Here is a 25,798-nt window from a genome sequence, read left to right as displayed (position 1 = left end):
CGGTCATTATCTGATCTGATGAATAATCGCTTATTGCACCAGAGTTGGCGGCTGGCGTCTTGCGCGGGAGGGAAGTCGCGCATTGCCTGAGCGCGCACAATGACGGCATCCGGCCCGAGAGGCCTTTCAATGTCAATAATGAATCCCGAGCAGTGGTCCTTGTTGCAAGGTGGCCTGGTGTTCAGCCTCTGTGCCCTGGTGATTGGTCTCGCCGGCACCCGTATTACCCGGATCGTGGACCAGCTCGCCGATAGCACCGGCATTGGCGAGGCAGCGGCAGGTGCCGTGCTGCTCGGGGCGTCCACCTCTGTGGGCGGATCGGTGTTGTCGGTGACCTCCGCATGGAATGGCCATGCCGAACTCGCCATCAGCAATGCGCTGGGCGGCATTGCTGTTCAGACTTTTTTCCTCGCCATTGCGGACATGTTCTACCGCCGCGCCAACCTGGAACACGCGGCGGCCTCGGCGCCGAACATGATGCAGAACGGGCTGCTGATCTCCCTGCTGGCGTTGATCATGCTGGCGCCGCACCTACCGGATGTGACCTTCTGGGGGATCCACCCCGTGACGCCGGTATTGTTTGGGTTCTATGCCTATGGCCTGCGTCTGGTGCAGCGCACCCAGAAGACGCCCATGTGGCGCCCTTCCATTACCCGGGAAACCCGTCAGGACACACCCGACGATATCAGCGCGATGCCATCTCCGGCACGTCTCTGGACTGAGTTCCTGCTGCTGATGACGGTGCTGGGCCTGGCCGGCTGGACCCTGGAACCGGCGGCGACCACGATTGCCGCCAAAACCGGCATGAGCTACACGATTGTCGGCGTCATGCTTACGGCGGTGAGCACCTCCATTCCCGAACTGGTCACTTCGGTTGCCGCGGTGAGACGCGGGGCTTTGACGCTGGCGGTAGGCGGCATCATCGGCGGCAATGCATTCGACACGCTGTTTACCGCGGCGTCTGATATCGCCTATCGGCAGGGTTCGATTTATCACGCCATGTCCGCTGACACGCAATTCTGGGTAGCTCTAACCCTGTTGATGTCCGCCATTTTGATCATGGGGCTGATTCGCCGCGAGCGCAACGGCATCGGGCATATCGGCGCGGAGAGCCTGGCCATCCTGGTACTGTACATAATGGGAGTCGGGGTATTGCTGACCGGTTCGCCAGCATAGCTCGCGACTCACTGTCCGGGCCCATCCGCCGCCAGCAGCTGCGCCTGCCGCAGCACCCGGACTACGCCCGAGCTCATCGCCAGACCGGCTGTGTCCAGATCCTGGACCGGAAACCAGCGCGCATCCACTGCATCGTCCGCGGCCAATGGATCTCCCGAAATCCAGCGGCACAGCACCGCAATCAGGATAAAATGCTGCCGCAGGCCCTCCCCCGGATTGCGGTCGAACACGTCCAGCGCGGTAATCACCTGCCGGGCCTCGCCATGCACCCCCGTTTCCTCCAGCAGTTCCCGTATGCTGGCCTGTTCAATGGACTCGCCGAACTCCACCTTGCCACCGGGAAAGCCCCAGATGCCGGCGTCGGGCCGATTGCCGCGGCGCACCAGCAGTACCTCTCCGCCGCGAATGAGCACGGCGATAGACGCCGCTATGGGCCTCTCCATTGCATTTGCCACTACCCTCTCCCCGATCTCTATTCCCGGCTTCCCCGCCTGCCGGCCTCAATGGAACAGCATCACAAGCCTGGCGATCCGCGGTAGCATTCCGCAGCACTTGGCTTTATCCTTCGCCGCTGGACTCACCCCGGAAAGGCCTGCCCATCGCGCCATGACTTATTGTCTCGCCATCGCCATCGAAGATGGATTGGTGTTCTGCTCCGACTCCAGGACCAATGCCGGTCCGGACCGCGTCAGCACCTACAGTAAAATGCACCGCTTTTCAGTAGCCTATGACCGCTCGCTGGTGTTGTTGAGTGCCGGCAACCTGGCCACCAGCCAGGCGGTGGTGGCGCAGATCCAGCGCGACCTGGAGGAAGACGCCAGCTTCAACATCCTCAAGGCCCGCTATGTGGCTGATGTGGCCGATTATATTGGCGAAATCAGCGTCCGTGAACAAGCCAAGTACCAGGCCTCCAGCGCGCCCGGCGCCGGACCGGGTTTCAACGCCAACGCAACCTTCATCCTGGGCGGTCAGATCAAGGGGCATCCCCAGGCCCTGTACCTGGTGTACCCGGAGGGCAACCATATCACCGCCTCCGAACTGTACCCCTATCTGCAGATCGGCGAGGCCAAGTACGGCAAACCCATCCTGGACCGGATCGTGCGCCCGGACACCCCCTATGAAACCGCTATGCGCTGCGCACTGGTGTCAATGGATTCCACCATCCGCTCCAATGCCACCGTAGGACCTCCGCTGGAATGCCTGTTCTACCGCAACGACAGCCTCAAGCCCCATGCGCGGTATTTCACGCTGGAGGAACGTCACCCCTACCTGGCCAAGTTGCGCCAGTCCTGGGATGACAATATCCGCGAGGCCTTCACCAAGCTGCCCCCTCTCAACGAAGTGTTTGCAGACGCCGAATAACCTTCTCGGCAAAACCCAGCTTGGCCTCGACCCAGCTGTTGATGAAGAAAGGATAGGCGTCGCCACCGCCTACACTGCGATTGAGCTCATTCAGGGTGACACTCAGGCTGCGCCACAGACTGATGCGGGCCGCGATATCCATATTTGCGGGATCATGCTCGGTCATGCCGTAGGCCGCTGCGGTTTCCAGCGCATCGTGGATGTGCAGGTAGTGCCCCCAGGTCTCGGCCCAGTCCTCGGCAGGATGAGCGCTGGCATAGGCACTGATGTAATAGTTGCGCCATTGCGGCGACGGGCCCTCCCGGTAATGGCGCTGCAGGGCAGCCCCATAATCCATGGTTTCATCCCCGAACAGGGTGGCAAAATCCGCCCGCAGGGCCTGGTCAGCATTCAGCCGCGCCCAGTAATAATGGCCTGACTCATGGCGCAGATGACCCAGCACGGTGCGGTAGCTCTCGTTCATTTCCTCGCGTACCCTGGTCCTGGCCACCTCGTCCGCCTCCAGGATATTGATGGTAATGATGCCGCCCAGAAAGCCGGTGCTGGCAAAGGTTTCCGCGAATTCATCCCGGCTGCGGCCATCCTCTATAAAATCCAGCAACAGCCCATTTTGCGGGTCGCGCCAACCGTCGACCAGCGGCAGCCCGAGTGACAACAGGGTATAGAACAGCCGCTTCTTGCCCTGCTCCAACACCCGCCAGCGGTGGATATTGTCCGACAGGGACAGGTTGGGAATGGTGCGGTTGAACTGGCAACCGAAACACAGCGGATGATCGCTGTCTGCCGGCCGCAGCCAGTTGCACACACCCCAATTGACGCCATTGTCACAGAGCCGGTATTCGCTGCCGTCATCGGTAGCGAAGAGGCCTTCGCCCCGTTCGCGCAGCGCCCGCATGGACAGGCCCTGCGGATCAAAGCCCAGGCGGGCGCCACAGTGCAGGCACTCCCGGCTTTCGAAGAATACCTGGCTGCCACAGGCACACTGCTGGCGTTTCATGGCGTGTCCGGGTGGAACCAGGTCGCGGTGATGGCCTGATGCAGCGCACTGAGCAGGGCCTGAAAATCATCGATATACTGATGCAGCGCCTCCCGGGAGTCCATTGCCGCACCCAGGCGCCCCAGTTTGCGCCGGCTGCGATCCAGCACCCGCAGGGCTGCGTCGTGATTGGACAGCGGCTTGAGTTCCTCGCGAATACCGCGCAGACAGAAGGCCACCGACCGCGGCAGGCTGGCCTCCCGGAACACGAACTCCACCACCACATCGGCCTCCACCAGGGGGCCTATCATGCGCCGGTAGGAGCCGAACGCGGACAGCGCCTGCAGCAGGGAGGCCCACAGCAGCGGGTCTATCGCGCCATGGGTGCCATCGCGGGCCAGCATCTCCCCGGCCCCCACGTCGATCAGCCGGGTGGTCATGTCGGAGCGTTCCAGCAAGTGCCCCAGCTTCAGAAAGCGGTAAGCATGATCCCGCGGCAGGGTCGAGGCCAGCATGCCGTTGATCAGCTGGCAGCGATTGACCACCTGTTCCAGGTAGGCCTGGCGGTTGCGTCGTCCCACCGACTTATCGGCGACCTCCTGGGTATACAGATACAGCTCGTTGATCTGCTCCCAGGTTTCCTCGGGCAGCACGTCGCGGGTGGTGCGGACATTCTCGCGGGCACAGCGCACCGCGTAGGGGATGCCAGAGAGGTTGTTCTGCTCGGCCAGCAGGAAGCGCAACACGTTCTGCTCATTGCCGGTGCGGTAGTGCTGGAAGAAATCCTGGTCGGCGTCGAGAATCCTGACCAGCACGTCCCAGCCCAGCTCGGCACCGCGGGGAATATCCATGATCAGGTGGTTGTAGGCCGCGATCAGGCGCGCGGTATCCTCCGCCCGCTCCAGATAGCGCGCCATCCAGTACAGGCGCTCGGCAACGCGCGACAGCATGGTCATGCCTTGCCCTCCACGATCCAGGTATCCTTGCTGCCGCCACCCTGGGAGGAGTTCACCACCAGCGATCCCTTGACCAGCGCAACCCGGGTGAGGCCGCCGGGCGTCACCCAGGTTTCCTTGCCCTGCAGAATGAAGGGGCGCAGGTCGAGATGCCGGGGCTCTACCGCGTCGTCGATATAGGTCGGCGCGGTGGACAGGGACAGGGTAGGCTGGGCCACATAATTGCGCGGGTTGGCCTCGATCAGGCGGGCAAACTTGCGGTGGGTGGCAGCCGTGCTGTGCGGCCCTACCATAATGCCGTAACCACCGGATTCGTTGGCCGGCTTGACCACCAGCTTGTCGAGGTTGTTGAGCACATACTCCCGGTCCGGCTCGCGCATGCACAGATAGGTGGGTACGCTGTCCAGCAGCGGCTGCTGCTTCAGGTAATAGCGAATCATGTCAGGGACAAAGGCATAGACAACCTTGTCATCTGCCACGCCGCTGCCGGGCGCGTTGGCAATAGCCACCTTGCCCGCTTTCCAGGCCCGCATCAGGCCCGCCACGCCCAGTACCGAATCGGCGCGGAACACCTCCGGGTCCATAAAGTCCTCATCGATGCGGCGGTAGATCACATCCACCCGCATCGGCCCATCCACCGTGCGCATGTAAACACAGTCGTCGTCGGCCACCAGCAGATCGCTGCCTTCGACCAGTTCTGCTCCCATTCCCTGCGCCAGATAGGCATGCTCAAAATAGGCAGAATTGTAGATCCCCGGCGTCAACACCACGATACAGGGTCGCCGGCGTTCCCGGGGAGAGAGGGAAGCCAGGGTCTGGTAGAGCTGCGACGGATACTCGTCCACCGGACGGATACTGTAGTTCTCGAACAGTTCGGGCAGCACCCGCTTGGTAATTTCGCGATTTTCCAGCATGTAGGACACGCCCGACGGCACCCGCAGGTTGTCCTCCAGTACACGGAATCGGCCCTCGTGGTCGCGCACCAGGTCGGAGCCGCAAACATGAGCCCAGACACCGTAGCGCGGAGACATGCCGGCACAGGCAGGCTTGTAGTTGCCGGATTCGAGCACGATCTCCGCCGGTACGACGCCGGCGGCAAGAATGCTCTGCTTGTTGTAGATGTCGTCGATAAAACGGTTCAGCGCCCGGCTGCGCTGGCGCAGGCCATCGCTGACTGTCCGCCACTGGCGCGCGGAAATCACCCGGGGAATGATGTCGAAGGGCCAAGCCCTGTCGATATTGCCACCTTCGGTATACACGGTGAAGGAGATGCCCATTTCCCGGATAGCGAGCTCGGCGGCCGCGCGCCGGGAGGCCATTTCTTCCGTAGGCAGCTTCTGCAACAGCCGCACAGCACCGCGGGCGGCGGTGCGCGGATGCCCCCGGGGGTAATCAATTCGTCAAAAAAAGTACCCGGTTGGTAGGACTTCCAGCTCTCGTTCATCGTCTCCCTGACTGCTGTGGGGCGCACTTCGCCGAGACTACACAAATAGCATCAGCTGCGCCAGCGTTGGCGCATACCTTCGCTGGCAACCCAGCTTATCTTGCCGGACTGGGGCCCGTCAGCTTGGCTCAACTGCTGTCGTACGGTGCGGATATCTGCACCAGATTGGCGCAAGTACGACGCGAACGAGTGCCTCAGAGTATGGCATGGGACCGTCTTGCGAATCCCCGCCCCGGCAAGCACTGTCGACTCCCTTGTTGATATATCATAAATGGTATATATACAATTTATGATATATGGCAGATATTAGAACATAAGCGGGTTTCGAAAAACCTGAAAGGCGCTCCGATTGAAGTCCAAAAGCGTTATGAGAAGTGGAAAGATATTGTTTCTCTCTCTGGCCCCACAGGGCTGCGCAAAATCAAGGGGCTACATGACGAGTTGCTGTCTGGAAAGTGGGAAGGGTACCGCTCCTCCCGGCTGAATATTCAGTAAAGGGTCATTTACAAGGTTGTGAAAGACCAGGTTCAGATGAGAGTGGAGCGTCACTGCCCATGACTACCGGAGGAAGTGAAATGAATGACGATATTAAAGCGGAGAGGCGTGTTGCTGTATCTGTTGGGGAGTCTGTCCGTATCATTCGCGAGCTTTAAAATGCCATCCAGCTGTACTGGTTTTTCCTGGCCGGGATGTTGAGCATGATTTAGCCGCACAACAATCACAAGCAGGCTGACGGCTCCTTCGGAACCGCAGCTGTTGATGGGCGCTAGGCACACTACTATGGATGATCAGGCTATAAAGTTGGAGATATACAAGAGCTATGCTGGCTCAGTTTATTCATTTGAAGATCGAGCGCAGGTAACAAGCCGGTTGTTCGTAACACTGAATCTAGCTGTCACTTCTGCGATAGCCTACGGATTCTCGAATGAGTCCCTGACAATGTCGAAAGCGGCTTTCGCGGGTCTAGTGGTTTGCGCCGTTCTATTTTGTATTGTTTGGTGGCTAATACTTGCCTCCATTACTCGGCATACGACTGCCAAGCATGAGGTATTACAAGAGATGGAGAACATTTTTCCCCTGAAGCCGTATACCGATGAATGGCACCAAAAATTGAATTCAGGGCGGGGTTATCTTAAGACAACAACTCTTCACGAGCTGTTCCCTTTGGTTTTTATTGCATCTTATACGTTCCTGGTTGTTATTCATCTTACAAATGCCTAACAAAATAAGAACATGTCGCGCTTGCCGCGACATATCCCATTGTTGGACAAGCCCGGTGGCCGGTACTCTCCTCTATGAGCAATTAAATCGTCTTGAGTCGGTGACGATGGCGTGGGTGTTGGCGGGCAATATTTTTGAGGGCGAGCGATCTTTAAAAACGGAATCTTTCATCGTGTCAGAATGCCCTCCCTTTGGGTGAATGGCTGTCTCCCGCCTGTGCGATTATCCGGGTTCGTATTGAGGCTGTCTGACACCACATACGTGCATGCTTCCCCGACAATATGGGCAGGTAAAACTGATCCGCTGAAGCGTCGGCTGATTGAAACGTTAGGCAGTCCAGGCTGATGCAGCCATTTTTTATTAAGTTTACAACCGAAAACTCAAAATTATGTTGAACCTGCTGTTCGTCGTTATAGGGGTGTTGCTTCTGACTAGTGGCGGTGAAGCACTTATCAGAGGATCTTTGGCAGCTGCAAATCGACTGGGCATTTCTCCTCTGCTCAGCGGCTTGTTAATTGTCGGTTTCGGTACGTCTGCGCCAGAGCTGGTGGTCTCAATTGAGGCTGCTCTTAGTGAGCGGCCCGACATCGCAATCGGTAATGTTGTGGGGAGTAATATCGGCAACATTCTGCTGATTCTAGGCTTATGTGCACTGATAACGCCTCTTGCTGTCAAACCGCTCGTATTGCGGCGGGATGGTGTTACCGTTGTCGCGGCTAGCATTTTGTTTCTTATTCTCGTCGGTGGGGATGCCTTGGTAAGGTCTGACGCTGCCATATTCCTTTTGGCGCTCGCCGCTTATCTGATCTGGGCTTATCGGACCGAGCGCTCTGGAGAAGCGCCTTCCGCGGGGTTGCACATAGCTGAAGGGGAGGAAGTTACTTCTCTGCCAAAAACAACGCTATGGATAGTCATGGCGGTTGTGTTGGGTTTGGTTCTTTTGATCGCCGGTTCGCAAGTACTGTTAAAGGGGGCCGTGGGAATAGCCGAGTTGTTTGGTGTCTCAGAAGCTGTGATAGGTTTGACACTTGTGGCGGTTGGCACGTCTCTGCCTGAGCTTTCGATATCAGTAATCGCAGCGTTCCGCCGACATGCCGATGTTGCTATTGGGAATATTCTAGGCAGCAATATTTTTAATCTCCTGGGAATACTCGGAATTTCCGCGTTGTTACAGCCGCTTCCAGTCCATGAGCGGATTCTGCAGTTTGATCAATGGGTCATGTTGGGAACGTCGCTGATTCTGCTCCTCTTTCTATATACGGGCAGTCGGCTTAGCAGACTCGAAGGAGGATTGCTCCTGCTGGGCTACGGTGTATATGTAAGTCTGAGTTTCACGGTATTCGGTACATAAACCATGGGAACGAAAATGCCTAACCAGGCCAAGCACAGTGTGAAACCTGCTCGACGGAGAAGGCTTCCGTGAGACCGACCATCAGCATCCCAGCGTTGTTCACCACCACGTCCAGACGCCCCTGCTCGGCGAGAACCTGATTGACAGCAGCCTGGCACCCGACCTCGGACAGAACATCCAGCTCAATGGTGTCCAGTAAGAGGTTTTCCTGTCGAGCAAGAAGCCTTAGAGCGTCAACGCGCTCGCGATTCCTCTGCCGGAGATCACGCATGCTGGCGTAAACCTGATACCCGGCGCGCGATAGCGATAGGGCGATCGCCCGACCGATGCCGGACCCCGCTCCAGTCACCAGCACCACTTGCTTGTTTTGTGTCATGGCGAGACTCCAGAGTCAGTTACTCAAGCGCACAAGGACTTTGCCGCACGCATGCCCAGTGGCCAACTTCTCCAGCGCTGAGCGCACATCGTCCAGTGAAAAGATCGAGTCGGTGATGACCTGAAGGTGTCCGGCTTGAAACTGCCGTATGGCTTCAGACAGAAAAGGCGTCGCACTTGCGAAGAACACAAATTCACCCATCTGCCCATGCATTGGCTTGATACCGACCTCCACGAGGCTTGCGATGCGACCGCCTGCACCAAGTACCGACCATGACTTCTCCAGTGTTTCACCGCCGATCGTGTCGAGTACGAGGTCGATGTTGCGCACTCGAGTAAAATCTTCAGTACGGTAGTCGATGACCTCATCCGCGCCCAAACTCTTCACTAGCTCGACGTTCCTGGCCGACGCCGTAGCAACAACATGGGCACCCGCATGGTGAGCCTGCTGAATGGCCATGCTGCCGACCCCTCCCGCCCCGGCATGGATCAAGACCCGTTGTCCCTGTCGAAGATTACCCGCGTCGAAGAGAGCTTGCCTTGCTGTGCCGAAGGCTGTCGGCAGGGCCGCCGCCTGCTCGAAACTCATCTCCGAGGGGATCACGCAGAGGTCCGTTGCTGCGATCACCAGGCTTCTGCCGAAGGCGCCACCTGCATCCGGCGCAGTACGTCCAAATACGCGATCGCCCGGGCTCAGGTGCGTCACGTCCGCTCCGACCGTATCGACAACGCCACTAAAGTCGGTGCCCGGCACATACGGAAACTCGACTGGAATAACCTGCTGCATGTAGCCGGCGATTATCTTCAGATCCAGGGGGTTCGCGCCCGCCACCTCGACACTGACAACAGCTTCGTTAGGCTGTAAGTTGCGCAGGTTGACTTCGCCGACCGCAATCACCTCGGCACCGCCGAAGGCTTTGAGAAGTGCTGATTTCATAAATACCTCATTGATTCGAGTTGGTTAGTGTTGCTTCGGAAACTGGCCGAGCTGGAGGAAAAGACCGAACCAGTCCTCCATATGCCATGTCGTGGTGATGCGCCTTTCATGGAGTGTGTGGAACTCGTGGAGACGGAAGCTCACCTCATTTCCGGTGGGAGCGATGCCGAAAATTTCGCCCTGATGGGTGCCACTGATCTCGGCGCGAACGCCGATCCTGCCGGGCTCCTGGATCATGTCGTGGACGGTGATCTGAACGTCGGGAAATGCTTGCATGACGCTGCGAATGATGGGCTTGATTCCCTCCGGTCCGGCACCTTGTCCGGGTGCCAGCGGAATGTCGTCCCACGTGGGCGCGAGGACCTCATCGACAAGATCCGGGTTCTTGTCGCTGAACGCCCGGTAGAATGTTTCCACTGCTTGGCGTTCAGCGCGTAGGCGATCAGAAAGATCAATGCTGGATGTGCTCATAGTCATGTCCTGTTCCGGTGGTTGACGATTGCAATATTCTGTGGAAACCGGCAATATTCTTCCAACAAATAATCTGTATATACGTTTATTCGTTCTATGAATTTTCATGGCATCGATTTGAACCTCCTCGTGGCCTTCCACGCCCTGATCAACGAGCGGAGCGTGACTCGCGCGGCTACTCAGGTAGGCGTAAGCCAACCAGCCATGAGTGCGGCGCTTTCAAGGTTGCGTAAACTCTTCGGCGACCCGCTGTTTTTGCGTAGCGCTGAAGGCCTGAGGCCCACGCCGGTCGCGATGGATTTGGCTGCGCCAATCTCGCAAGCCCTCGAGAAAATCGAATCGGCATTCGTGAAGAAGCCCGAGTTCGTGCCTGGGACGGCATCGTTAACGTTCAAACTGGGGCTGTCGGACTACCCGGCCTTTGTGCTACTGCCTTCGCTACTGCAATCGCTTGAAAAAAAGGCGCCTGACGTATCGTTGAACGTGCATGCGTTCAACGACCGAGATCATGCAGTCGATCTACTGGATGCTGGCATAATCGACGCAGCCATCGGCGTTCCGCCCACGCATGCCGATGGCCGGATACTGACCCGTCCTGTGCTTCGAGATGAATTCGTCACGATCGTCGCCGCTGACCACCCGGCAGCCAGGCGTGGCATGAACATGAAAACCTACCTGGAGCTACGACATATCCTTGTGTCTCCAGAAGGCCAACTGTATGGGATCGTGGATCAGACGCTTGCGCAGCTGCGCAAGAAGCGCAATCTCGCGCTAACGCTTTCGCAAATGTTCGCCGTACCTGATATCGTCGCGCGAACGAGCATGACGGCCACGGTTATGAAGCGGGTCGCACTTAGTTCACCTGCTGGCAACCGGTTGGTACTGTTTCCCCCTCCGGTCACACTGCCTGAGATCGTATTCGATCTTATCTGGCACCGACGCAGTGACTCTCATCCTGCCCAGGATTGGTTCAGGGGATTTATCGCAGAGCACGCTGCATCATTGTGACCCATTGCTCTGCAAGGGGTAGGCGGGCCGCGCTGTCGCGGCGGCTGATTAGACCATTAACGAGATTATGAACATACGACCTTATCAAGACGCAGACCGATTGGCAGTGATCGCACTATGGGAGGACACTGGTCTAGCAGTGCCCCAGAATGATCCTGGAAAGGATATTGACCGGAAAATGGAGGTCGATCCTGATTTGTTTCTGGTTGGCGAAAGTGACGGCGAGGTCGTCGCCACAGTAATGGCAGGCTACGAAGGCCACCGTGGCTGGATAAACTATCTGGCTGTCAGGTCGAGCCACCAAAGGAACGGCTACGGCCGCCTTTTGATGGAGGCAGCAGAACACCTGTTGGGTAAAAAGGGATGTCCAAAAATTAACCTCCAAGTCCGGAACACTAACACCGAAGCAATTAAATTCTACTCAGCCATTGGTTACGGAGATGACGAGGTTATAGGCTTGGGTAAACGCTTGGTTCATGATTAGAGAGTGGTTAACACGGTTTCGGCCACCACGATCTGAGATTCCGGTCTTGGGAGACCCACTCGGCTTATAACTGAGTGCGCCTGTTCCTCGCGCCATCTATAACCGGAAAACGTTTCCGCGGATATAGATACTCAGTCCCGTTTCTTGGGCTTTACTACGGTAATTGGCAGGCAACTGCCAGCCAAGGCGGGACATGCACCTGCTGGCTACGAATGTCTCCGCGGAATCGCCAGACGATCGACGTTTCATCTTCGAGCCAGCAGGTGCGCTCGAGTTCATTAACGAATACTCAGGGATTGCCGTTGCACCGGCCCCTATATCACTTTCGCCGAACTCGGGCATGCATGTCCCTATATGGACTGTAGCATTTTGGGAGGGAATTGCTCATGGAAGCTATATCCGAAAGCTATTTCAAGGCATTTGTTGGATTGGACTGGGCCGATAAAAAGCACGATGCCTGTATTCAGAGAGCAGGTTTTTCAGAGCGCGAATTCGCATGCATTCCCCACCGGGTAGACAAGATTGAAGAGTGGGCCTTGTCGTTGTACCAGCGTTTTGGCGGCCCTGTCGCGATCATTGTCGAACTTACCCGCGGGCCAGTAGTGTACGCACTACAGAAATACGATTTCATCGAAATCGTCCCGGTCAACCCCAGCACACTCGCTCGTTACCGTAAATTGTTACATCCCAGTGGAGCCAAAGACGATCCTTCTGACGCAGAGCTCGCCCTCGACCTGGTGTTGAAACATCCCGAGCGCTTCCAGACACTCAAAGCCCAAGGCCCCCAGCTGAGAGAACTTCAACTGCTGGTAGAACACCGGCGGCAGTTGGTGGCGGATAAAGTGCGACTCACCAACCGATTGAATGCCGCACTAAAGCAGTACTATCCCCAGTGCCTGGACTGGTTCCAGCGACTTGATACTGTTTTATTCTGCAGCTTTCTCCAACGCTGGCCTAGCCTGGAAAAAGTGCAGAGTGCCGATACCAAAACGCTGAAAAAGTTCTTCCAAGAGCATCGCGCTAACCGAAAGGAAGTACAAGAACAGCGTCTGAGGGGCATCAGAAGCGCCCGCCCATTGACTGTCGACAAGCCGTTGATCTCAGCCTACGCACGTAAGGTCCAGGTACTCGCTGAGCAGCTAGAAGTATCACTACGTGCCATTAAACAGTACGATACGGAGATTGAATCTCTAGCTGTTGGTCACCCGGATTATGAGTTATTTGAAAACCTGCCGGGAGCCGGGGCAGCTTTAGCCCCGCGACTATTGGTGGCTTTCGGGGAGCAGCGCGATCGCTTTCAGAGTGCGGATGAAATTCAGATGTATGTGGGAGTAGCACCTGTCACCGAGCGCAGTGGCCAGAAGAAATGGGTGCACTGGCGAACCCAGTGTCCACGCTTCCTTCGGCAGACGTTCATTGAATGGGCGAGTCATAGTATTTGTTACTCATACTGGGCAGAGGTCTACTATCGTCAGCAACGAGAGAAGGGCAAAGGGCACCAAGCAGCTGTACGCTCCCTCGCCTACAAGTGGATCCGTGTGCTCTACCGTTGCTGGCAGTCCAACACAGCTTACGACGAATCCAGATACTTGAAAGCGCTCAACCGGCGCGGCTCGACTCTGATCAGCGGAGTGGCTCAAAATACTTGACCAACCACCTCAGGGAATGAAACGTCACTTCGTTTCTGAAAGTGCCGCTTTCAAATTGGCCCGTTTCGGTGTGCCAAGCAGTTCCGTTCTCGGTGCATCCGTTGAGCTAAAGCCTCCGCTCTCGCTCCGGCAACGTGGTTCTCGGGTTGGCTTTCCCGGCGCAACAATAACCAAGCTCATTAACTACGCGCCTCCGGCACCGGACGCGTTTACAGCGGCCACAACTGAGGGCATTATAGCTCATGAGCGCGAAACACGAAGAGTTCATCTTTTTTCAGGAGTGCCTTACCAGCCTCAACTCTGCCTGGAGCATCATCGATGCCTTGAGCAGTAGCGAGGCGCACAAGGCCGTGGCCTCGGCTGCGTTCCGCATGGCATTGATCGAGTACGCCAAGCCTTACAAGAAATCCGTTGGAGTCCTCATCAAGCGTCATGTGCTTCCGCTGCCGAGTCTGTCTGACAAAGATCGGGAACTGCACAACGAAATAATACAGTGAGGATGTCCACTACCGCCTCTACTGACGATAAGGTAGCTGCAATCGTGAAGAACCTCGTTGGTCGTGGCCAATCGAGACCTCGCAAGGTAAAAACTCTTTCCAATACGATTAACTCGCTGTTCACTGAAAAGCTATCAGAGCAACAGCTTAGTTCAATCATAAAAGATCTTGAGCAGGCCAAATACATAAAAGTGAGCAACGCTAATGTTTCATACCAGTTACCGAGTTAGTCCTAACCAGGCAAGTCACTGCGACGGTGAACTTCGAAGCCGCACCTGTTGATGGGCGTTATTTTTCTAGGGGTGCGCATGGATATTCTTAAACTCGCCGAAAAATCCATGTCAATGGATGACGAAGTATGGATGAGGCATTCCAATCCATGGAGCGTATACACAAGGTTTACTGCTTTACCGATAATTTCCATTGCATTTTGGTCGAGAGATTGGATTGGAATTTATTCCATAGCTCCAATATCTCTAGCCATGTTTTGGGTTTGGCTAAACCCCCGCCTATTTAATGTACCAAGAAAAACAAATAGCTGGGCCTCAATGGCCACCTTTGGAGAACGAATCTACCTAAACCGCGAAAGTACAGATATCCCCAATCACCATCGAGTATTCTGCCGAGCCTTACAGTCCTTATCAGCTATTGGCCTTCCAATCTTCATTTATGGACTGTATGCGTTAGACTTCTGGATTCTGGTCCTTGGTAATTTTTGGATAATGGTTTTTAAGGTATGGTTTGTAGATCGTATGGTGTGGTTATACTCCGATATGAAAGATTCTAATCCCACCTATCAATTGTGGTATAAAACATAAATGGTTGTAGTCGCTGCGCAAAGAGCGTGCAGCTGGGACGCGGTCGCTCCGGTGCCCCTAAACATTGGGGTTATTGAGTGCATCCACCAAGGAATCGAGAGATGGATTTCACGACAATTCGGCCACTACGGTCAGAGATCCCGGTCTGGGGAAACTCACCCGACTTATATCTCAGCGTCTCTGTTCCTAGCGCCATTTATAACCGGAAAACGTTTCCGCGGAAACGTCACTCCGTTTCTGAAAGTACTGCCTTCAATTTGGCCAGTTTCGATGTATCAAGAGGTTGAGATTGGATATTCAGATTAGCAATGAAAGTCCCGGCGAAGGGAAGCAAGTACATCAGATTACAGAGCAAGCGTTCTTAAGTGCTCCCCATTCTGACCATACCGAACAGTATATTGTTGATGCTCTTCGTCACGCCGGAGCGCTAACGGTCTCCCAGGTTGCTAGGATTGATGAAGAAGCCGTTGGTCATGTCGCGATTTCGCCGGTCACGCTTTCAAGTGGTGCATCCGGTTGGTTTGGGCTTGGGCCAATATCTGTTCTTCCCGAGTATCAAGGGCGCGGTGTTGGCTCGAAGCTAATGAAAAGTTCTCTCGCCGCTCTTGAAGCAATGGGTGCATCCGGCTGCGTAGTACTTGGTGATCCTGGCTATTACGGGCGTTTCGGGTTCGAGGTTGTAGATGGGCTGGTTTATCCCGGTGTGCCTGCTGAGTATTTTCAGGCGCTGTCGTTTTCCGACAAGCTCCCGGAAGGGGAGGTGTCGTACCATGAGGCATTCTCAGCTCAAGGTTAACGGATTTGATTTAGCTGCCACAAGTAGTGGAGCACAATGCCACCTAAAAATTGTACGTTGTCGGACTGGTTTATTGCCAAGTTCAAAACCAGCCGACAATGCGGGTGTTATGCATCAGAGGGGTAGTCCGCATGAGGCCGCGGATCAGCATGATTACACTGGGCGTCAGGGATCTAGAAAAGTCGGTTCGGGGACCGCCGCGAGCACCTCAAGCGGGCATCCACCCTTGTCTGACCGGGTTTGATTCGTCACGATTCGTCTAACTATTTGCTCAAGCGGTAGGGCAGAGGGGGCGATCACATGCACAAAATGCAATCAAACAGTTCCGATGGAGCTCGACTCCCCTGGTGGTTGATCCTGATTGGCTTGGCTACTGCTTATAGCCCGATGTTTCTCAATCGAGTGGCTATCTCACTTGGGGCTACGTGGGATTGGCTTTATGGTCCACCATCAGTCCTGGTCTGGAACTGGCTGGTTATGGTCCTGCTTGGTGTATTCATTATCTTTTTCGAACGCAGATCATTCAAGTCAATCGGATTGGTGAAGCCCAGCGGTAAAGACATTCAATGGTCGATCATCTTCTGGGGCATATCCGTCGCTGTTTCAGGGTTTGTTCATGAATGGATCCCGCTACCGCCGTCTCCCGGTCTCGATATAATTCTCGCGCTTTCGATTCCGGTGCTGATGCTTATAATTCTTACGACCTCAATCACTGAGGAAGTATTTTATCGGGGATATGCAATCGAGAGGCTGAAGGAGCTAACTGGCAGCATGCCTGTTGCTGTGGCGATCAGCCTGTCCCTGTTTCTTCTTCCGCACATTCTGTTCTTTGGACCTCACTGGTTGCTTACGCAAGGGTTGAGTGTTGCTCTTCTTTACGTTCTATATGTCTGGAGGCGAAATCTATTTTCTTGCATCGTCATGCATCTGCTAGGAAACTTGATGATTCTGTTTCCTGCTTTTGGCTTGGATTGAACTCTGCGTATTGCGCCAATAGCTCACCTGACTATTCGCTCAAGCGCGCGGCTAGATTGCTTCGCGACTGGTTCGTCGATTTGCTCAGACGATGTGCAGGAGGAGGCTGAAATGGATCCTGAGATACTGAAGTACAACGAGCAGTGCTGAGCACCCTGTCTCGCTGGCCAGAGTCAAGACGTTCATTGAGCTAACGGTGTATTCATTGACTCACGTCCAGACGGGTCGAAGCGGCACACGGAAGCGTTTGAGCCAGACCGCTTCCACGGGGTGCCTTGAGCCTACGCCACCAGCGGATACAGCGAGCCCAGCAACAGCACCGCCGTGCCGGACCCAGACTACATGCCCGCACCCTCTGGCGGCTTCGTACTGTGGGTCGAGCCTCCGGGGCAGGTAGACACCAGCCAGTTGATCGGCCCCGCGCTGGAGGCGGGGGTGAGCTTTGCGCCGGGCAGCCTGTTTTCGGCGACGGGAAAATTCGCCAACTGCCTTCGACTGAATTGCGCGGTGCGCTGGGATGCGCGGGTGGAGCGCGGGCAGGTGGCCCTGGTGGGCGGGTGAGGTGAGTTCGCGGTTATGCAGCTTGACGCTGTTACGCAACACGCTACGCTACGACCCATGATAAAGTGCTTTCAAGCACAAGGGATTGCGCCGTTAGTACGAGACAGGGAGCACTCGCGGCATCCAGGCAAAGCATGCCAAACGGCCAAGAATGCAGCTGGCAGCGCTCGATACCGCAGTTGAAGTCGCTGAACCGTGCCAGGGCGATTCACTTACCGCAATGCCCGGTTATGTCTGGCGTTAGCGCGCATGGTCACCGGCGGTTTTCTTGAACTTCCTTGGCAAGCCAGGCTTTGATGAGAGACTGGTATGGCATGTCCCTTTTGTTGGCTTCAACTTTAATGCTGTCAAGCAGGCCTTCGGGCAGCCTCAATGAAATGGTCTTTGTTGAAGGCTTCAGGTTTGGCAGGATTGCGCGTTTAGCCTTACTCAGATCCAGGTATTCACTTGAATCATGGGTTTCCCAGAACTCGCGCTCGTCCTGCTCTGATTTAAAGTCCGGAATTTTCTTAAGCTTTGTCATAAATCGTTCTCTCCTTCCGGTGCATATTCCGGGCGGAAATTACACGGATCAGTGTGTCGCGTTCCCGGAGGGTAAAAGCAATGTGTAGCCTTCTGTCGCCATTGGTTTTACCGTAAGCGTGATATCTCGTTGCCTTTTGGCTATGTTTGTCGTCGAGCAACAGCAGAAGCGGCTCGTTAAAAAAGACCTGCTCGGCCTCTGCTTGGCTAACATCATGTTTTTCTTTGCTTTTTCTGGAGTTGCCGTCGTCCCAGTCAAAGCCGGTTATCTTGTTTAAGTTGAGCATTTTTGTATATTTCCATAATATACAAAATCAGTCAAGGCGCTAACAAGGCCAAGCACAGCGACAGCTTTTCCGTTGCGCCTTCGGCTCCACTGCAAGACCGCGCCTGAGGACAGGTCGGCCACTACCCGCCGGGCGGTCATTCCCCCGGACAAAACGGTACGCTGGTTAACGTCAATGCACTAAAAAGCTACACTGCTTCCAGTGATAAAAAATGGAAGCCCAGGCATGAGCACACAAACCCATCACCGGGCCTGCCCGCTCTGCGAAGCTATCTGCGGACTGTTGATCGAGACCGACGGCAGCGAGATCCTCTCCATCAAGGGCGACCCGGAAGATCCACTGAGCCGCGGCCATATCTGTCCCAAAGCGGTGGCACTGAGGGATATTCACGAAGATCCCGACCGGCTGCGCCAGCCCCTGCAACGGGTACACGCAGCCAACGGCAGCAGTGAATGGCGCGAGATCAGCTGGCAGGAGGCACTGGACACCACCGCGCAACGGTTGGTCGAGATCGCCAGGCGGGACGGGGTCGATACGATTGGCATCTACCTGGGTAACCCCACCGTGCACAACTACGGCATGATGACCCACCAGCGCAATCTGTTTCGCCACTTCCGCAGCAAGAACCGCTTTTCCGCCACCTCCGTGGATCAACTGCCCCACCACCTGGTCGCGCTGTGGCTGTTTGGGCACAAGTCCCTGCTTCCGATTCCGGACATCGACCGCTGCGACTACTTCCTGATGCTGGGCGCCAATCCGCTGGCCTCCAATGGCAGCATCTGGACCGTGCCCGATGTGCGCAAACGCATCAAGGCGCTGCAGCGCCGCGGCGGCAAGCTGGTGGTGATCGATCCGCGCCGTACCGAGACCGCGCAACTGGCCAGCGAGCACCATTTCATCAACCCCGGCAGCGATGCGCTGTTCCTGCTGGCGCTGCTGCAGACACTGTTCGCGGAAGACCTGATCTCCCCCGCCCATCTGGCGGAGTTTGTTACCGGCCTGGATGAAGTCGCCGCCGCGGTGGCCGGCTTTACGCCCGAGTTCGCGCAGCCCCACACCGGCATTGATGCAGCCACCACCCGCCGCATCGCCCGCGAGTTCGCCACTGCCGGCGCCGGCATCTGCTATGGCCGCATGGGGGTATCTACCCAGCGCCATGGCACCCTGTGCCAGTGGCTGATCCAGATCCTCAATATCGCAACCGGCAACCTCGACCGGCCCGGCGGCTCCCTGTTCACACTGCCGGCGGTGGACCTGGTCGGCCACAGCAACCCCGGCGGCTTCGCCCGCCATCACAGCCGGGTGCGGCAGCTGCCGGAATTTGATCGCGAGCTGCCCGTGGCCGCGCTGGCCGAGGAGATCACTACGCCCGGCCAGGGTCAGATCCGGGCCCTGTTCGTCGGCGCCGGCAATCCGGTACTGTCTACCCCCAACGGCCGCCAGCTGGACGAGGCCCTCACCGGGCTGGAGTTCATGGTCTGCCTGGACCCCTACCTCAACGAAACCACCCGCCACGCGGACATCATCCTGCCGCCTACCTCGCCGCTGGAGCACGACCACTACGACCTCGCCTTCCACATCAACGCCATTCGCAACACCGCGCGCCACAGCGAGGCCGTATTCCCGCGGCCCGAGGGCGCGCTGCACGACTGGGAAATCTTCGCCGAACTGGGCGCCCGGGTCGCAGTGTTGCTGGGGGAGGAGGCGGAGCCAGTGCTGGCACCGGACGTAATCATCGACCACGGATTGCAGAGCGGCCCCTATAGTGCCAGTCAGGGCAGCGTGCAGGCACTGAGTCTGGCGCGGCTGCGGGAGCAGCCGTCGGGCATCGATCTGGGGCCACTGCAGCCGCAGCTGCCCGCGCGGCTGCAGACCACCGACCGGCGCATCAACTGTGCCACACCCCAGGTGCTGGACGAACTGCAGCGCCTGCGCGAGTCCTGCGCGCTGCCCGATGACGATCGGCTGCAGCTGATTGGACGCCGCCACCTGCGCTCCAACAACTCCTGGATGCACAACTACCACCGCCTGGTGAAAGGCAAGCCGCGCTGCACGCTGTTGATGCACCCGCAGGATATGCAGGCCAGGAACATCAGTGAAGGCACCACAGTCACGGTCCGCTCAAGGACCGCCGCGCTCACGGCGACGGTCGAAGCCAGTAACGACATCATGCCCGGTGTGGTGAGCCTGCCCCACGGCTTTGGCCACGATCGTCCGGGCGCCAGGTTGCACACTGCGGCCAGGCACGCTGGCGTCAGCTGCAATGACATCACCGACGAGCAGCAGCTGGACCTGCTGTCGGGCAACGCGGCCATCAATGGTGTGCCGGTGACTGTTGCGACGGCTTGAGCCCTGCCGCAGTTTGCGGGCCAAAAGCCTGGCGCCTGTCGCGCACTACAGTGAGCTGCAGGGATCGCGGATCACCGGACTATCCGCCTGCTGTCGCGGGTTCCTGCCGTCACCGGCCGGATACTGCGGCGCAGCGCCGGGTAGTAATACAACAGCGCAATAGCCCGCAAGACCACCAGCGCGATGAACGCCAGCCACAGGCCGGTCACACCCAGTGCGGCAGTCAAGGGAAAGCTCAGCAGGAAAAAGCCGGCCGCTGCCGCGAGCGTGGCATTGCGCATCTCGGCGGTGCGGGTGGTACCGATGAAAATACCGTCCAGCTGGAAGGCGGCGAAGGAGAGCAGGATATAGGTGGCCACCGGCAGCAGCTGGGAGATGGCCGCCAGTTGCACCGCACTGTGGCCAGTCAGGGCCCGCACCGCGAACTCGCCGCCCAGCAACACTGCCACGGCCAGCAACAGGGCACTACCGGCGGCCAGCTCCGTGCTACGCCGCACCGCGATGTCAAAGCGCCGCCGGCGACCGCTGCCAGCGGCGGCACCGGTAACGGCCTCGGCCACAAAGGCAAAGCCATCCAGGAAAAACGCCGAGAAGGAAATCAGCTGCAGCAGAATATGATTCGCGGCCAGTACCTCGTCGCCGAACTCGCCGCTTTGCCGTACAAACCAGGCAAAACTGGAGACCAGCAGCAGGGTGCGAATCATGATGTCGCTGTTGGCACTCAGGGTACGCCGCAACGGCGCCAGCTCCCGCAGCCTTGCCACTGGAATAAAGGGCTCTGCGTCCCGATGCCGTTCGCGCAGTACGCGCCAGACGATCAGCAACGTAAACAGCAGGCTGCACCACTCGGCCAGCGCGGTACCCAGAGCAATGCCGTCGGCGCCCATGTTCAGCACCCCGGCAAACAGGATATCCAGCGCGATGTTGAGGCCGTTGAGAAACAGTTGCACCAGCAGCAGGGTCTTGCTCTTGCCCAGGCCGATCAGGATACCCACCAACGCGAACAGGCCCAGGGTCGCCGGAGCACCCCAGATGCGGATGGAAAAATAGCTGCCGGCCAGTTCACGGACCGGCTCGCTGCCGCCGAGCAGGAACAGCGCGCTGTCCCTTATCGGGGCTTGCACCAGCAGCAGGGCCAGGCCGATAGCCAGCGCCAGCAACAGTGCCCGCGCCAGCGCTGCGCGCACCTCGGCTTCGTCGCCGGCCCCCGCGGCCTGGGCCACAAAGCCGGTGGTTCCCATACGCAGAAAACCAAAGCTCCAATAGACGAAACTGAAAATCACCGAGCCGAAGGCCACCGCACCCAGATCCTCCAGGGTGGCGAAATGGCCGATCACCGCGGTATCCGCCAGGCCCAGCAGCGGCACGGCGGCGTTGGCCAGAATAATGGGCCATGCCAGGGAGGCGATGCGGCCGCGGGTCAGACGATCAGTATTGAGCATTGAAACAGGTCCGGTACGATTCGGGAGGTCGCTGCGCGGCGCCAGTACCGATGATGGCGGCATGCGGAGCGTTCGCGGAAACCCCGCAGGGTTCCATCCAGTGAAAGCACAGCAACATGCGCCATTCTGGGATAGAATTGAGGCAACGACAACGCCTGGGGGGGCGCAGAAATGGACATTTCCACAATCGTATTTTGGCTGATACTGCTCGGGCTGGTGATTTTTGTCATCGGCATCTACAACCGCCTGGTCACACTAAAGAACCGCTACCTCAATGCCTTTTCCCAGATAGAGGTACAGCTCAAGCGGCGCTACGATTTGATACCGAACCTGGTGGAGACCGCCAAAGGCTATCTGCAGCACGAACGCGAGACCCTGGAGGCGGTCACCACAGCGCGCAACGAAGCCGCCGCCGTATTGGGCGCGCTGGGCGACAGCGATGTGGGTGGCGCAGGAATGGCGAGACTGGCCGGCGCAGAAAATACCCTGCAGGGTGCTCTGGGCAAGCTGAATGTCACGATGGAGGCCTATCCGGAGCTGAAGGCCAGCGACAACATGCAGCAGTTGTCGGAAGAGCTGACCAACACCGAGAACCGGGTGGCCTTTGCCCGCCAGGGCTACAATGACGCAGTCATGGCATTCAATACCTACCGCCAGAGCTTTCCGCCGGTACTGCTGGCCGCCACCTTCGGCCATCCCCGGGACGCCGAACTGCTGGAGTTCGACGATTCCGTGCAAATCCAGGCGGCACCGAAAGTCAGCTTCTGATACCGCGCAGCAATCTAAACCAGGGTGGTGGATTTCTTTGCCCAACAGGATCTGGCCCGGCGCAACGCGCGGCTGCTGGTAGTGCTGTTCCTGATTGCGGTACTGGCCCTGATCCTGCTGGCCAACCTGCTGCTGGCGGCGGTGCTCTGGTCGAGCGACAACTACAACCTCTATACCGGACAGCGGGCGGGCTGGGATGGATTTGCCGCCTATTTCAGCTGGCAGCGCTTCGGCGGTATTGGCCTGGCCGTGACCGCAACGGTTGCCCTGGTGGTACTGGTCAAATGGCTGCAACTGGCGGCCGGCGGCAAGGTGGTGGCCGAAGCCATGGGCGGTACCCGGCTGCTGCCACAGACCCGGGACCGGGCCGAGCGCCGTTGCCTCAATATCGTCGACGAGATGGCTCTGGCCGCGGGCATGCCGGTGCCGGCTGTCTACGTGATGAATGGCGAGCGCGGCATCAATGCCTTCGCCGCCGGCCAGACACCGACCGATGCCGTTGTCGCGGTCACGCGCGGTTGCATAGAACAGCTGCAGCGGCACGAACTGCAGGGCGTTATTGCACACGAGTTCAGCCATATCCTGAATGGCGACATGCGCCTCAATACCCGCCTCGCCGCGATGCTCAAGGGCATCACCTTCATCGGCGATGTGGGCCATGTCCTGCTGCGCTCGGGCCGCCACCACCGCACCGGCATTGAGCATCACCGTTCCAGCCGCGCGCCGATGCTGCCGTTGCTGGGCCTGGGGCTGTTGGTCCTGGGCTGGCTCGGGGGCCTCGCAGCCGGCTTCATCAAGGCGGCCATCAGCCGTCAGAAGGAATACCTGGCCGATGCCTGCGCAGTGCAGTACACCCGCGACAACCGCGGTATCGCGGATGCGCTCAAGGTGATCGGCGGCTATCCGCCGGGCACACTGGTGCAGGCGGCGCGGGCGGCGGAAATGTCCCACATCTTCTTCGGCCAGGTGGAACCCGGCCTGTGGCAACTGTTCGCCACTCACCCGCCCCTTAGCCGGCGTATTCGCAAACTGGAGCCGGGCTGGGACGGACAGTATATCCAGCGCGCCATTCGCCACTACCGGGAGGAACCCTCCCGCCCCGGTGCCGCCGAGGTCGGCGTGGGACGCGCAGCGCTGGTCACGGCAGCCCTGGTCAGCGCTGCCGAGCCAGCCGCTGAGCCCGATGCCGATTTCGGCCCGGAACCGGATCAACTTGAGTCCGAACTCGCCCGGCGCCACGAACTGCCCCTGGCTTTCGTGCGCTACAGCCACGAACCGCTGGGCGCACTCGCACTGACCCTGTCCCTGTTGGCCAGCACGGACGCCGAAGTACTGCACAAACAACTCGCCATCCTGCGCGACAGCGGCATCCAGGGCCTGGAAGACCTAGTCCACACGCTGGCGCCTGACGTGGCCCAACTGCGCCCCGGCCAGCGCCTGCCGCTGCTCGAGCTGTGCCTGCCGGCGTTGAAGAGCCAGTCCCCGAACCAGTACCAGCGCTTCAAGCGCAGCCTGCTGGCCCTGATCAGGGCTGACCGCCATACCTCGTTACTGGAATGGTGTCTGTACCAGTTGCTGCGCCATTACCTGGACCCGGAGTTCGTCCAGGTCAAGCCCGCCCGGGCGCGACACCGCAGCCTGGACAAGGTCCAATTCCCGCTACGGATAGTGCTGTCGATGCTGGCTCATCAGGGCCGTGGCGAAGCCAGCACGACATTCCGGCTGGCCGCCGATACCCTGGGCTATCCCAAGCTGCAATTGCTGCCGCGCGAACAGTGCAGCCTGGCCGCATTCGGCAAGGCTGTGCAGGACCTGGCCGATTGCTATCCGCTACTCAAGCCCCCGGTACTGAAGGCGATGGCCACCGCGGCCAGCGCCAGTGGCGGGCTGGACGCGGTGGAACGCGAACTGATCACCAGCATCGCCGCAGTAATGGACTGCCCCCTGCCCGACGTGCTGGGCAACAGCAGCGTCCCACACCACCACTGATCCGGATGACGCTTATTTGAGTTCACTCCATGGCAGGTCGGTGTCCTGGGAGGGTGCTTTCGAGACCGTTTGCAGCATGGATGCCCAAAGCACTCGCTGCGCTCGCGGGGCAGGCTCTGCTGCAACCGAGCCTCCATGGACGGATTCACGGCGTGTCTCGAAAGCACCCTCCCAGGATGCCGACCGGGCTACGAAGTCGATGAACCCTAACTCCATTCACCACTGTCCCCTTTTCGCCAATTGCGCCCAGTTGCAGCAGCCCCCCTACACAGGCACTGAATCTTTGCTATCTTTTACATTCGGCCCGCCCCCTGGCGCCGGGCCGATCACAAGTCCATGGAAGGACTGCGAGCCAATGACACTACCGACAACAACCTCGACAAGGACGTTCTGGTTATGGAAAACATTCAACCGACCCCGGCACTCTCCGGGGACCACAGCCAAGGCCCCTCGCGCTATCTCTATCAATCACGCACCACCGACAGGGTGTTGCACATCCTGCTGCGGGGCGATCTGTCGCGGCTGCGGGCAGATTCGGTGGCCCAGCAACTGGGGATGAGCTGCACCACCTTGCGCCGGCGGCTGCGCCACGATCACACGCACTACCAGTTTCTGCTGGACCGGGCACGCCAGTATCGCTGCGAACAGAAACTGCGCGGCAGCTGGCTGCCCGGTAAATGCCTGGCCGATGAACTGGGCTACCTCGAAGTCAACAGCTTCTATCGCGCCTTCCGGCGCTGGACCGGCATCAGCTTCAGCGAGTACAAGCTGCGTCATTTCTGATGCCTGCAACCATCGCGGCAGGATCACGACACTGGACAAGCGCCGGTGACGGACGGTATAAGTGACGCTTCCCACTCAGACACGGAGGCGTCAATGGCATTGGTCGCGCTGGTAACAGTATTACTGCTGGCTCAGTATTTTGCGTTTCTCAGCCTGTGCGGAGCCCAGCGGGCCCGCGCGGGGGTGATGGCGCCCGCAGTAACCGGGAACGAGGGTTTCGAGCGTGCCTACCGGGTACAAATGAATACGCTGGAGCAGTTGGTGATCACCCTGCCCGCCCTGTGGCTCAGCGCGATCTATTTCGACCCTCCCTGGGTAGCGGCGGGCCTGGGCCTGCTGTTTCTGATGGGGCGCCAGCTGTATCGCCACAGCTACGTCAGGGATCCCGCCAGGCGCGGCCCGGGCATGATCATCGGAGCGCTGGCCAATGCCGGCCTGCTGCTCACCGCGCTGTGGGGTATCGTGCCGAGACTGCCGGGATTCTAGCCCCCTTTAAAGCCGAGGTGCCAATATCACCTTTGCGGGGAGGGCGCTTATTTTTGGTCCGCTCCGGTGGCAGGTCAGCGTCCCGGGAGGGTGCTTTCGAGACCGTATGCGACAT

26 protein-coding genes and 1 pseudogene are annotated in these 25,798 nt (G+C 58.3%); 17 read left to right on the top strand and 10 right to left on the bottom strand.

The window, feature by feature from the left end; genetic code table 11:
* The first annotated feature begins 129 nt into the window (after positions 1-129).
* Entirely contained in the window at positions 130-1,176 is a 1,047-nt protein-coding gene (locus tag G3T16_RS12470) for a sodium:calcium antiporter (protein WP_163495539.1), read from the top strand.
* Between the two features lie 8 nt (positions 1,177-1,184).
* Here G3T16_RS12470 and G3T16_RS12465 read toward each other — a convergent pair whose 3' ends face one another.
* Positions 1,185-1,631 (bottom strand): NUDIX hydrolase, encoded by a 447-nt coding sequence (locus tag G3T16_RS12465; RefSeq protein WP_197911660.1) that lies wholly within the window; start codon positions 1,629-1,631, stop codon positions 1,185-1,187.
* 151 nt (positions 1,632-1,782) lie between these two features.
* On the opposite strand from G3T16_RS12465, the gene G3T16_RS12460 reads away from it, so the two are divergent.
* Complete coding sequence (locus G3T16_RS12460; RefSeq protein WP_163495538.1) at positions 1,783-2,538, top strand: Ntn hydrolase family protein; 756 nt, start codon at positions 1,783-1,785, stop codon at positions 2,536-2,538.
* Here G3T16_RS12460 and G3T16_RS12455 read toward each other — a convergent pair.
* The 3 genes and pseudogenes from G3T16_RS12455 to G3T16_RS12445 all read right to left on the bottom strand — a co-directional run bounded on the left by G3T16_RS12455 (position 2,510) and on the right by G3T16_RS12445 (position 5,914).
* A complete protein-coding gene (locus G3T16_RS12455) occupies positions 2,510-3,535 on the bottom strand; it encodes a zinc-binding metallopeptidase family protein (protein ID WP_163495537.1) in 1,026 nt (341 codons plus the stop codon). The genes G3T16_RS12460 and G3T16_RS12455 overlap by 29 nt on opposite strands.
* Positions 3,532-4,470, bottom strand: a complete 939-nt coding sequence (locus G3T16_RS12450) for an alpha-E domain-containing protein (protein WP_163495536.1) — start codon at positions 4,468-4,470, stop codon at positions 3,532-3,534. The genes G3T16_RS12455 and G3T16_RS12450 overlap by 4 nt, the downstream gene beginning before the upstream one ends.
* Positions 4,467-5,914, bottom strand: a pseudogene (locus G3T16_RS12445) (circularly permuted type 2 ATP-grasp protein). Before G3T16_RS12445 ends, G3T16_RS12450 begins: the two are co-directional and overlap by 4 nt.
* A 759-nt stretch (positions 5,915-6,673) precedes the next feature.
* On the opposite strand from G3T16_RS12445, the gene G3T16_RS23375 reads away from it, so the two are divergent.
* Together G3T16_RS23375 and G3T16_RS12435 are read left to right on the top strand one after the other, a co-directional pair.
* Positions 6,674-7,135 (top strand): RipA family octameric membrane protein, encoded by a 462-nt coding sequence (locus G3T16_RS23375; protein WP_456298649.1) that lies wholly within the window; start codon positions 6,674-6,676, stop codon positions 7,133-7,135.
* 388 nt (positions 7,136-7,523) lie between these two features.
* Positions 7,524-8,486 carry a calcium/sodium antiporter gene (locus tag G3T16_RS12435; protein WP_163495535.1) on the top strand — a complete coding sequence of 321 codons (963 nt, stop codon included), beginning with the start codon at positions 7,524-7,526 and terminating at the stop codon, positions 8,484-8,486.
* 19 nt (positions 8,487-8,505) lie between these two features.
* Here the strand turns inward: G3T16_RS12435 and G3T16_RS12430 are convergent, their stop codons facing one another.
* Genes G3T16_RS12430 through G3T16_RS12420 form a run of 3 tightly spaced genes read right to left on the bottom strand, consistent with a single transcriptional unit; the run spans position 8,506 to position 10,269 of the window.
* Positions 8,506-8,862 (bottom strand): SDR family NAD(P)-dependent oxidoreductase, encoded by a 357-nt coding sequence (locus G3T16_RS12430; RefSeq protein ID WP_163495534.1) that lies wholly within the window; start codon positions 8,860-8,862, stop codon positions 8,506-8,508.
* Positions 8,863-8,877: 15 nt separating this feature from the next.
* Positions 8,878-9,798, bottom strand: a complete 921-nt coding sequence (locus G3T16_RS12425) for an NADP-dependent oxidoreductase (protein ID WP_163495533.1) — start codon at positions 9,796-9,798, stop codon at positions 8,878-8,880.
* A gap of 24 nt (positions 9,799-9,822) precedes the next feature.
* Positions 9,823-10,269 (bottom strand): ester cyclase, encoded by a 447-nt coding sequence (locus tag G3T16_RS12420; RefSeq protein WP_163495532.1) that lies wholly within the window; start codon positions 10,267-10,269, stop codon positions 9,823-9,825.
* A 96-nt stretch (positions 10,270-10,365) separates the two neighbouring features.
* Here G3T16_RS12420 and G3T16_RS12415 point away from each other — a divergent pair, with 96 nt between their 5' ends.
* From G3T16_RS12415 to G3T16_RS12385, 8 genes are all read left to right on the top strand, one after another.
* Positions 10,366-11,277 carry a LysR family transcriptional regulator gene (locus tag G3T16_RS12415; RefSeq protein WP_163495531.1) on the top strand — a complete coding sequence of 304 codons (912 nt, stop codon included), beginning with the start codon at positions 10,366-10,368 and terminating at the stop codon, positions 11,275-11,277.
* A gap of 67 nt (positions 11,278-11,344) precedes the next feature.
* Entirely contained in the window at positions 11,345-11,761 is a 417-nt protein-coding gene (locus tag G3T16_RS12410; RefSeq protein ID WP_163495530.1) for a GNAT family acetyltransferase, read from the top strand.
* Positions 11,762-12,147: 386 nt separating this feature from the next.
* The gene (locus G3T16_RS12405; protein ID WP_163495529.1) at positions 12,148-13,410 is read left to right on the top strand and encodes an IS110 family RNA-guided transposase; all 1,263 of its coding nucleotides are present in this window, start codon (positions 12,148-12,150) and stop codon (positions 13,408-13,410) included.
* A 242-nt stretch (positions 13,411-13,652) separates the two neighbouring features.
* Entirely contained in the window at positions 13,653-13,907 is a 255-nt protein-coding gene (locus G3T16_RS12400; RefSeq protein WP_163495528.1) for a hypothetical protein, read from the top strand.
* 281 nt (positions 13,908-14,188) lie between these two features.
* Positions 14,189-14,725, top strand: a complete 537-nt coding sequence (locus G3T16_RS23120) for a DUF6653 family protein (RefSeq protein ID WP_408610698.1) — start codon at positions 14,189-14,191, stop codon at positions 14,723-14,725.
* A 289-nt stretch (positions 14,726-15,014) separates the two neighbouring features.
* The gene (locus tag G3T16_RS12395) at positions 15,015-15,521 is read left to right on the top strand and encodes a GNAT family N-acetyltransferase (protein WP_197911659.1); all 507 of its coding nucleotides are present in this window, start codon (positions 15,015-15,017) and stop codon (positions 15,519-15,521) included.
* Between the two features lie 300 nt (positions 15,522-15,821).
* Positions 15,822-16,496, top strand: coding sequence for a CPBP family intramembrane glutamic endopeptidase (locus G3T16_RS12390; protein ID WP_163495527.1), 675 nt, complete (start codon positions 15,822-15,824; stop codon positions 16,494-16,496).
* 342 nt (positions 16,497-16,838) lie between these two features.
* Positions 16,839-17,057 (top strand): hypothetical protein, encoded by a 219-nt coding sequence (locus G3T16_RS12385; protein ID WP_197911658.1) that lies wholly within the window; start codon positions 16,839-16,841, stop codon positions 17,055-17,057.
* A gap of 253 nt (positions 17,058-17,310) precedes the next feature.
* Here G3T16_RS12385 and G3T16_RS12380 read toward each other — a convergent pair whose 3' ends face one another.
* Positions 17,311-17,580 carry a BrnA antitoxin family protein gene (locus tag G3T16_RS12380; RefSeq protein ID WP_163495526.1) on the bottom strand — a complete coding sequence of 90 codons (270 nt, stop codon included), beginning with the start codon at positions 17,578-17,580 and terminating at the stop codon, positions 17,311-17,313.
* A complete protein-coding gene (locus G3T16_RS12375) occupies positions 17,567-17,866 on the bottom strand; it encodes a BrnT family toxin (RefSeq protein ID WP_163495525.1) in 300 nt (99 codons plus the stop codon). Before G3T16_RS12375 ends, G3T16_RS12380 begins: the two co-directional genes overlap by 14 nt.
* A gap of 225 nt (positions 17,867-18,091) precedes the next feature.
* Between G3T16_RS12375 and G3T16_RS12370 the strand changes: the two genes are divergently transcribed.
* On the top strand, positions 18,092-20,215 hold the full coding sequence (locus G3T16_RS12370; protein WP_163495524.1) for a molybdopterin oxidoreductase family protein: 2,124 nt from the start codon (positions 18,092-18,094) through the stop codon (positions 20,213-20,215).
* Between the two features lie 71 nt (positions 20,216-20,286).
* Here G3T16_RS12370 and G3T16_RS12365 read toward each other — a convergent pair whose 3' ends face one another.
* A complete protein-coding gene (locus tag G3T16_RS12365) occupies positions 20,287-21,657 on the bottom strand; it encodes an MATE family efflux transporter (protein WP_163495523.1) in 1,371 nt (456 codons plus the stop codon).
* 171 nt (positions 21,658-21,828) lie between these two features.
* Here G3T16_RS12365 and G3T16_RS12360 point away from each other — a divergent pair, with 171 nt between their 5' ends.
* From G3T16_RS12360 to G3T16_RS12345, 4 genes are all read left to right on the top strand, one after another.
* A complete protein-coding gene (locus G3T16_RS12360; protein WP_163495522.1) occupies positions 21,829-22,425 on the top strand; it encodes a LemA family protein in 597 nt (198 codons plus the stop codon).
* A 24-nt stretch (positions 22,426-22,449) separates the two neighbouring features.
* On the top strand, positions 22,450-24,414 hold the full coding sequence (locus G3T16_RS12355; protein WP_232059064.1) for a M48 family metallopeptidase: 1,965 nt from the start codon (positions 22,450-22,452) through the stop codon (positions 24,412-24,414).
* 336 nt (positions 24,415-24,750) lie between these two features.
* Positions 24,751-25,197, top strand: coding sequence for a helix-turn-helix domain-containing protein (locus tag G3T16_RS12350; RefSeq protein ID WP_232059063.1), 447 nt, complete (start codon positions 24,751-24,753; stop codon positions 25,195-25,197).
* A 93-nt stretch (positions 25,198-25,290) separates the two neighbouring features.
* Positions 25,291-25,683, top strand: a complete 393-nt coding sequence (locus G3T16_RS12345) for an MAPEG family protein (protein ID WP_163495521.1) — start codon at positions 25,291-25,293, stop codon at positions 25,681-25,683.
* Positions 25,684-25,798 lie beyond the last annotated feature (115 nt).

Source organism: Kineobactrum salinum, from assembly GCF_010669285.1.
Classification (GTDB): domain Bacteria; phylum Pseudomonadota; class Gammaproteobacteria; order Pseudomonadales; family Halieaceae; genus Kineobactrum; species Kineobactrum salinum.
Note: the sequence above shows the minus strand (reverse complement) of the source record. Positions and strands in the feature narration are given on the sequence as shown.

Coding starts and splice junctions, on each gene's coding strand:
- G3T16_RS12470 (WP_163495539.1), top strand. CDS start 130: ATGTCAATAATGAATCCCGAGCAGTGGTCCTTGTTGCAAGGTGGCCTG.
- G3T16_RS12460 (WP_163495538.1), top strand. CDS start 1,783: ATGACTTATTGTCTCGCCATCGCCATCGAAGATGGATTGGTGTTCTGC.
- G3T16_RS12455 (WP_163495537.1), bottom strand. CDS start 3,535: ATGAAACGCCAGCAGTGTGCCTGTGGCAGCCAGGTATTCTTCGAAAGC.
- G3T16_RS12450 (WP_163495536.1), bottom strand. CDS start 4,470: ATGACCATGCTGTCGCGCGTTGCCGAGCGCCTGTACTGGATGGCGCGC.
- G3T16_RS23375 (WP_456298649.1), top strand. CDS start 6,674: ATGGGCGCTAGGCACACTACTATGGATGATCAGGCTATAAAGTTGGAG.
- G3T16_RS12435 (WP_163495535.1), top strand. CDS start 7,524: ATGTTGAACCTGCTGTTCGTCGTTATAGGGGTGTTGCTTCTGACTAGT.
- G3T16_RS12430 (WP_163495534.1), bottom strand. CDS start 8,862: ATGACACAAAACAAGCAAGTGGTGCTGGTGACTGGAGCGGGGTCCGGC.
- G3T16_RS12425 (WP_163495533.1), bottom strand. CDS start 9,798: ATGAAATCAGCACTTCTCAAAGCCTTCGGCGGTGCCGAGGTGATTGCG.
- G3T16_RS12420 (WP_163495532.1), bottom strand. CDS start 10,269: ATGAGCACATCCAGCATTGATCTTTCTGATCGCCTACGCGCTGAACGC.
- G3T16_RS12415 (WP_163495531.1), top strand. CDS start 10,366: ATGAATTTTCATGGCATCGATTTGAACCTCCTCGTGGCCTTCCACGCC.
- G3T16_RS12410 (WP_163495530.1), top strand. CDS start 11,345: ATGAACATACGACCTTATCAAGACGCAGACCGATTGGCAGTGATCGCA.
- G3T16_RS12405 (WP_163495529.1), top strand. CDS start 12,148: ATGGAAGCTATATCCGAAAGCTATTTCAAGGCATTTGTTGGATTGGAC.
- G3T16_RS12400 (WP_163495528.1), top strand. CDS start 13,653: ATGAGCGCGAAACACGAAGAGTTCATCTTTTTTCAGGAGTGCCTTACC.
- G3T16_RS23120 (WP_408610698.1), top strand. CDS start 14,189: ATGGGCGTTATTTTTCTAGGGGTGCGCATGGATATTCTTAAACTCGCC.
- G3T16_RS12390 (WP_163495527.1), top strand. CDS start 15,822: ATGCACAAAATGCAATCAAACAGTTCCGATGGAGCTCGACTCCCCTGG.
- G3T16_RS12385 (WP_197911658.1), top strand. CDS start 16,839: ATGCCCGCACCCTCTGGCGGCTTCGTACTGTGGGTCGAGCCTCCGGGG.
- G3T16_RS12380 (WP_163495526.1), bottom strand. CDS start 17,580: ATGACAAAGCTTAAGAAAATTCCGGACTTTAAATCAGAGCAGGACGAG.
- G3T16_RS12375 (WP_163495525.1), bottom strand. CDS start 17,866: ATGCTCAACTTAAACAAGATAACCGGCTTTGACTGGGACGACGGCAAC.
- G3T16_RS12370 (WP_163495524.1), top strand. CDS start 18,092: ATGAGCACACAAACCCATCACCGGGCCTGCCCGCTCTGCGAAGCTATC.
- G3T16_RS12365 (WP_163495523.1), bottom strand. CDS start 21,657: ATGCTCAATACTGATCGTCTGACCCGCGGCCGCATCGCCTCCCTGGCA.
- G3T16_RS12360 (WP_163495522.1), top strand. CDS start 21,829: ATGGACATTTCCACAATCGTATTTTGGCTGATACTGCTCGGGCTGGTG.
- G3T16_RS12350 (WP_232059063.1), top strand. CDS start 24,751: ATGGAAGGACTGCGAGCCAATGACACTACCGACAACAACCTCGACAAG.
- G3T16_RS12345 (WP_163495521.1), top strand. CDS start 25,291: ATGGCATTGGTCGCGCTGGTAACAGTATTACTGCTGGCTCAGTATTTT.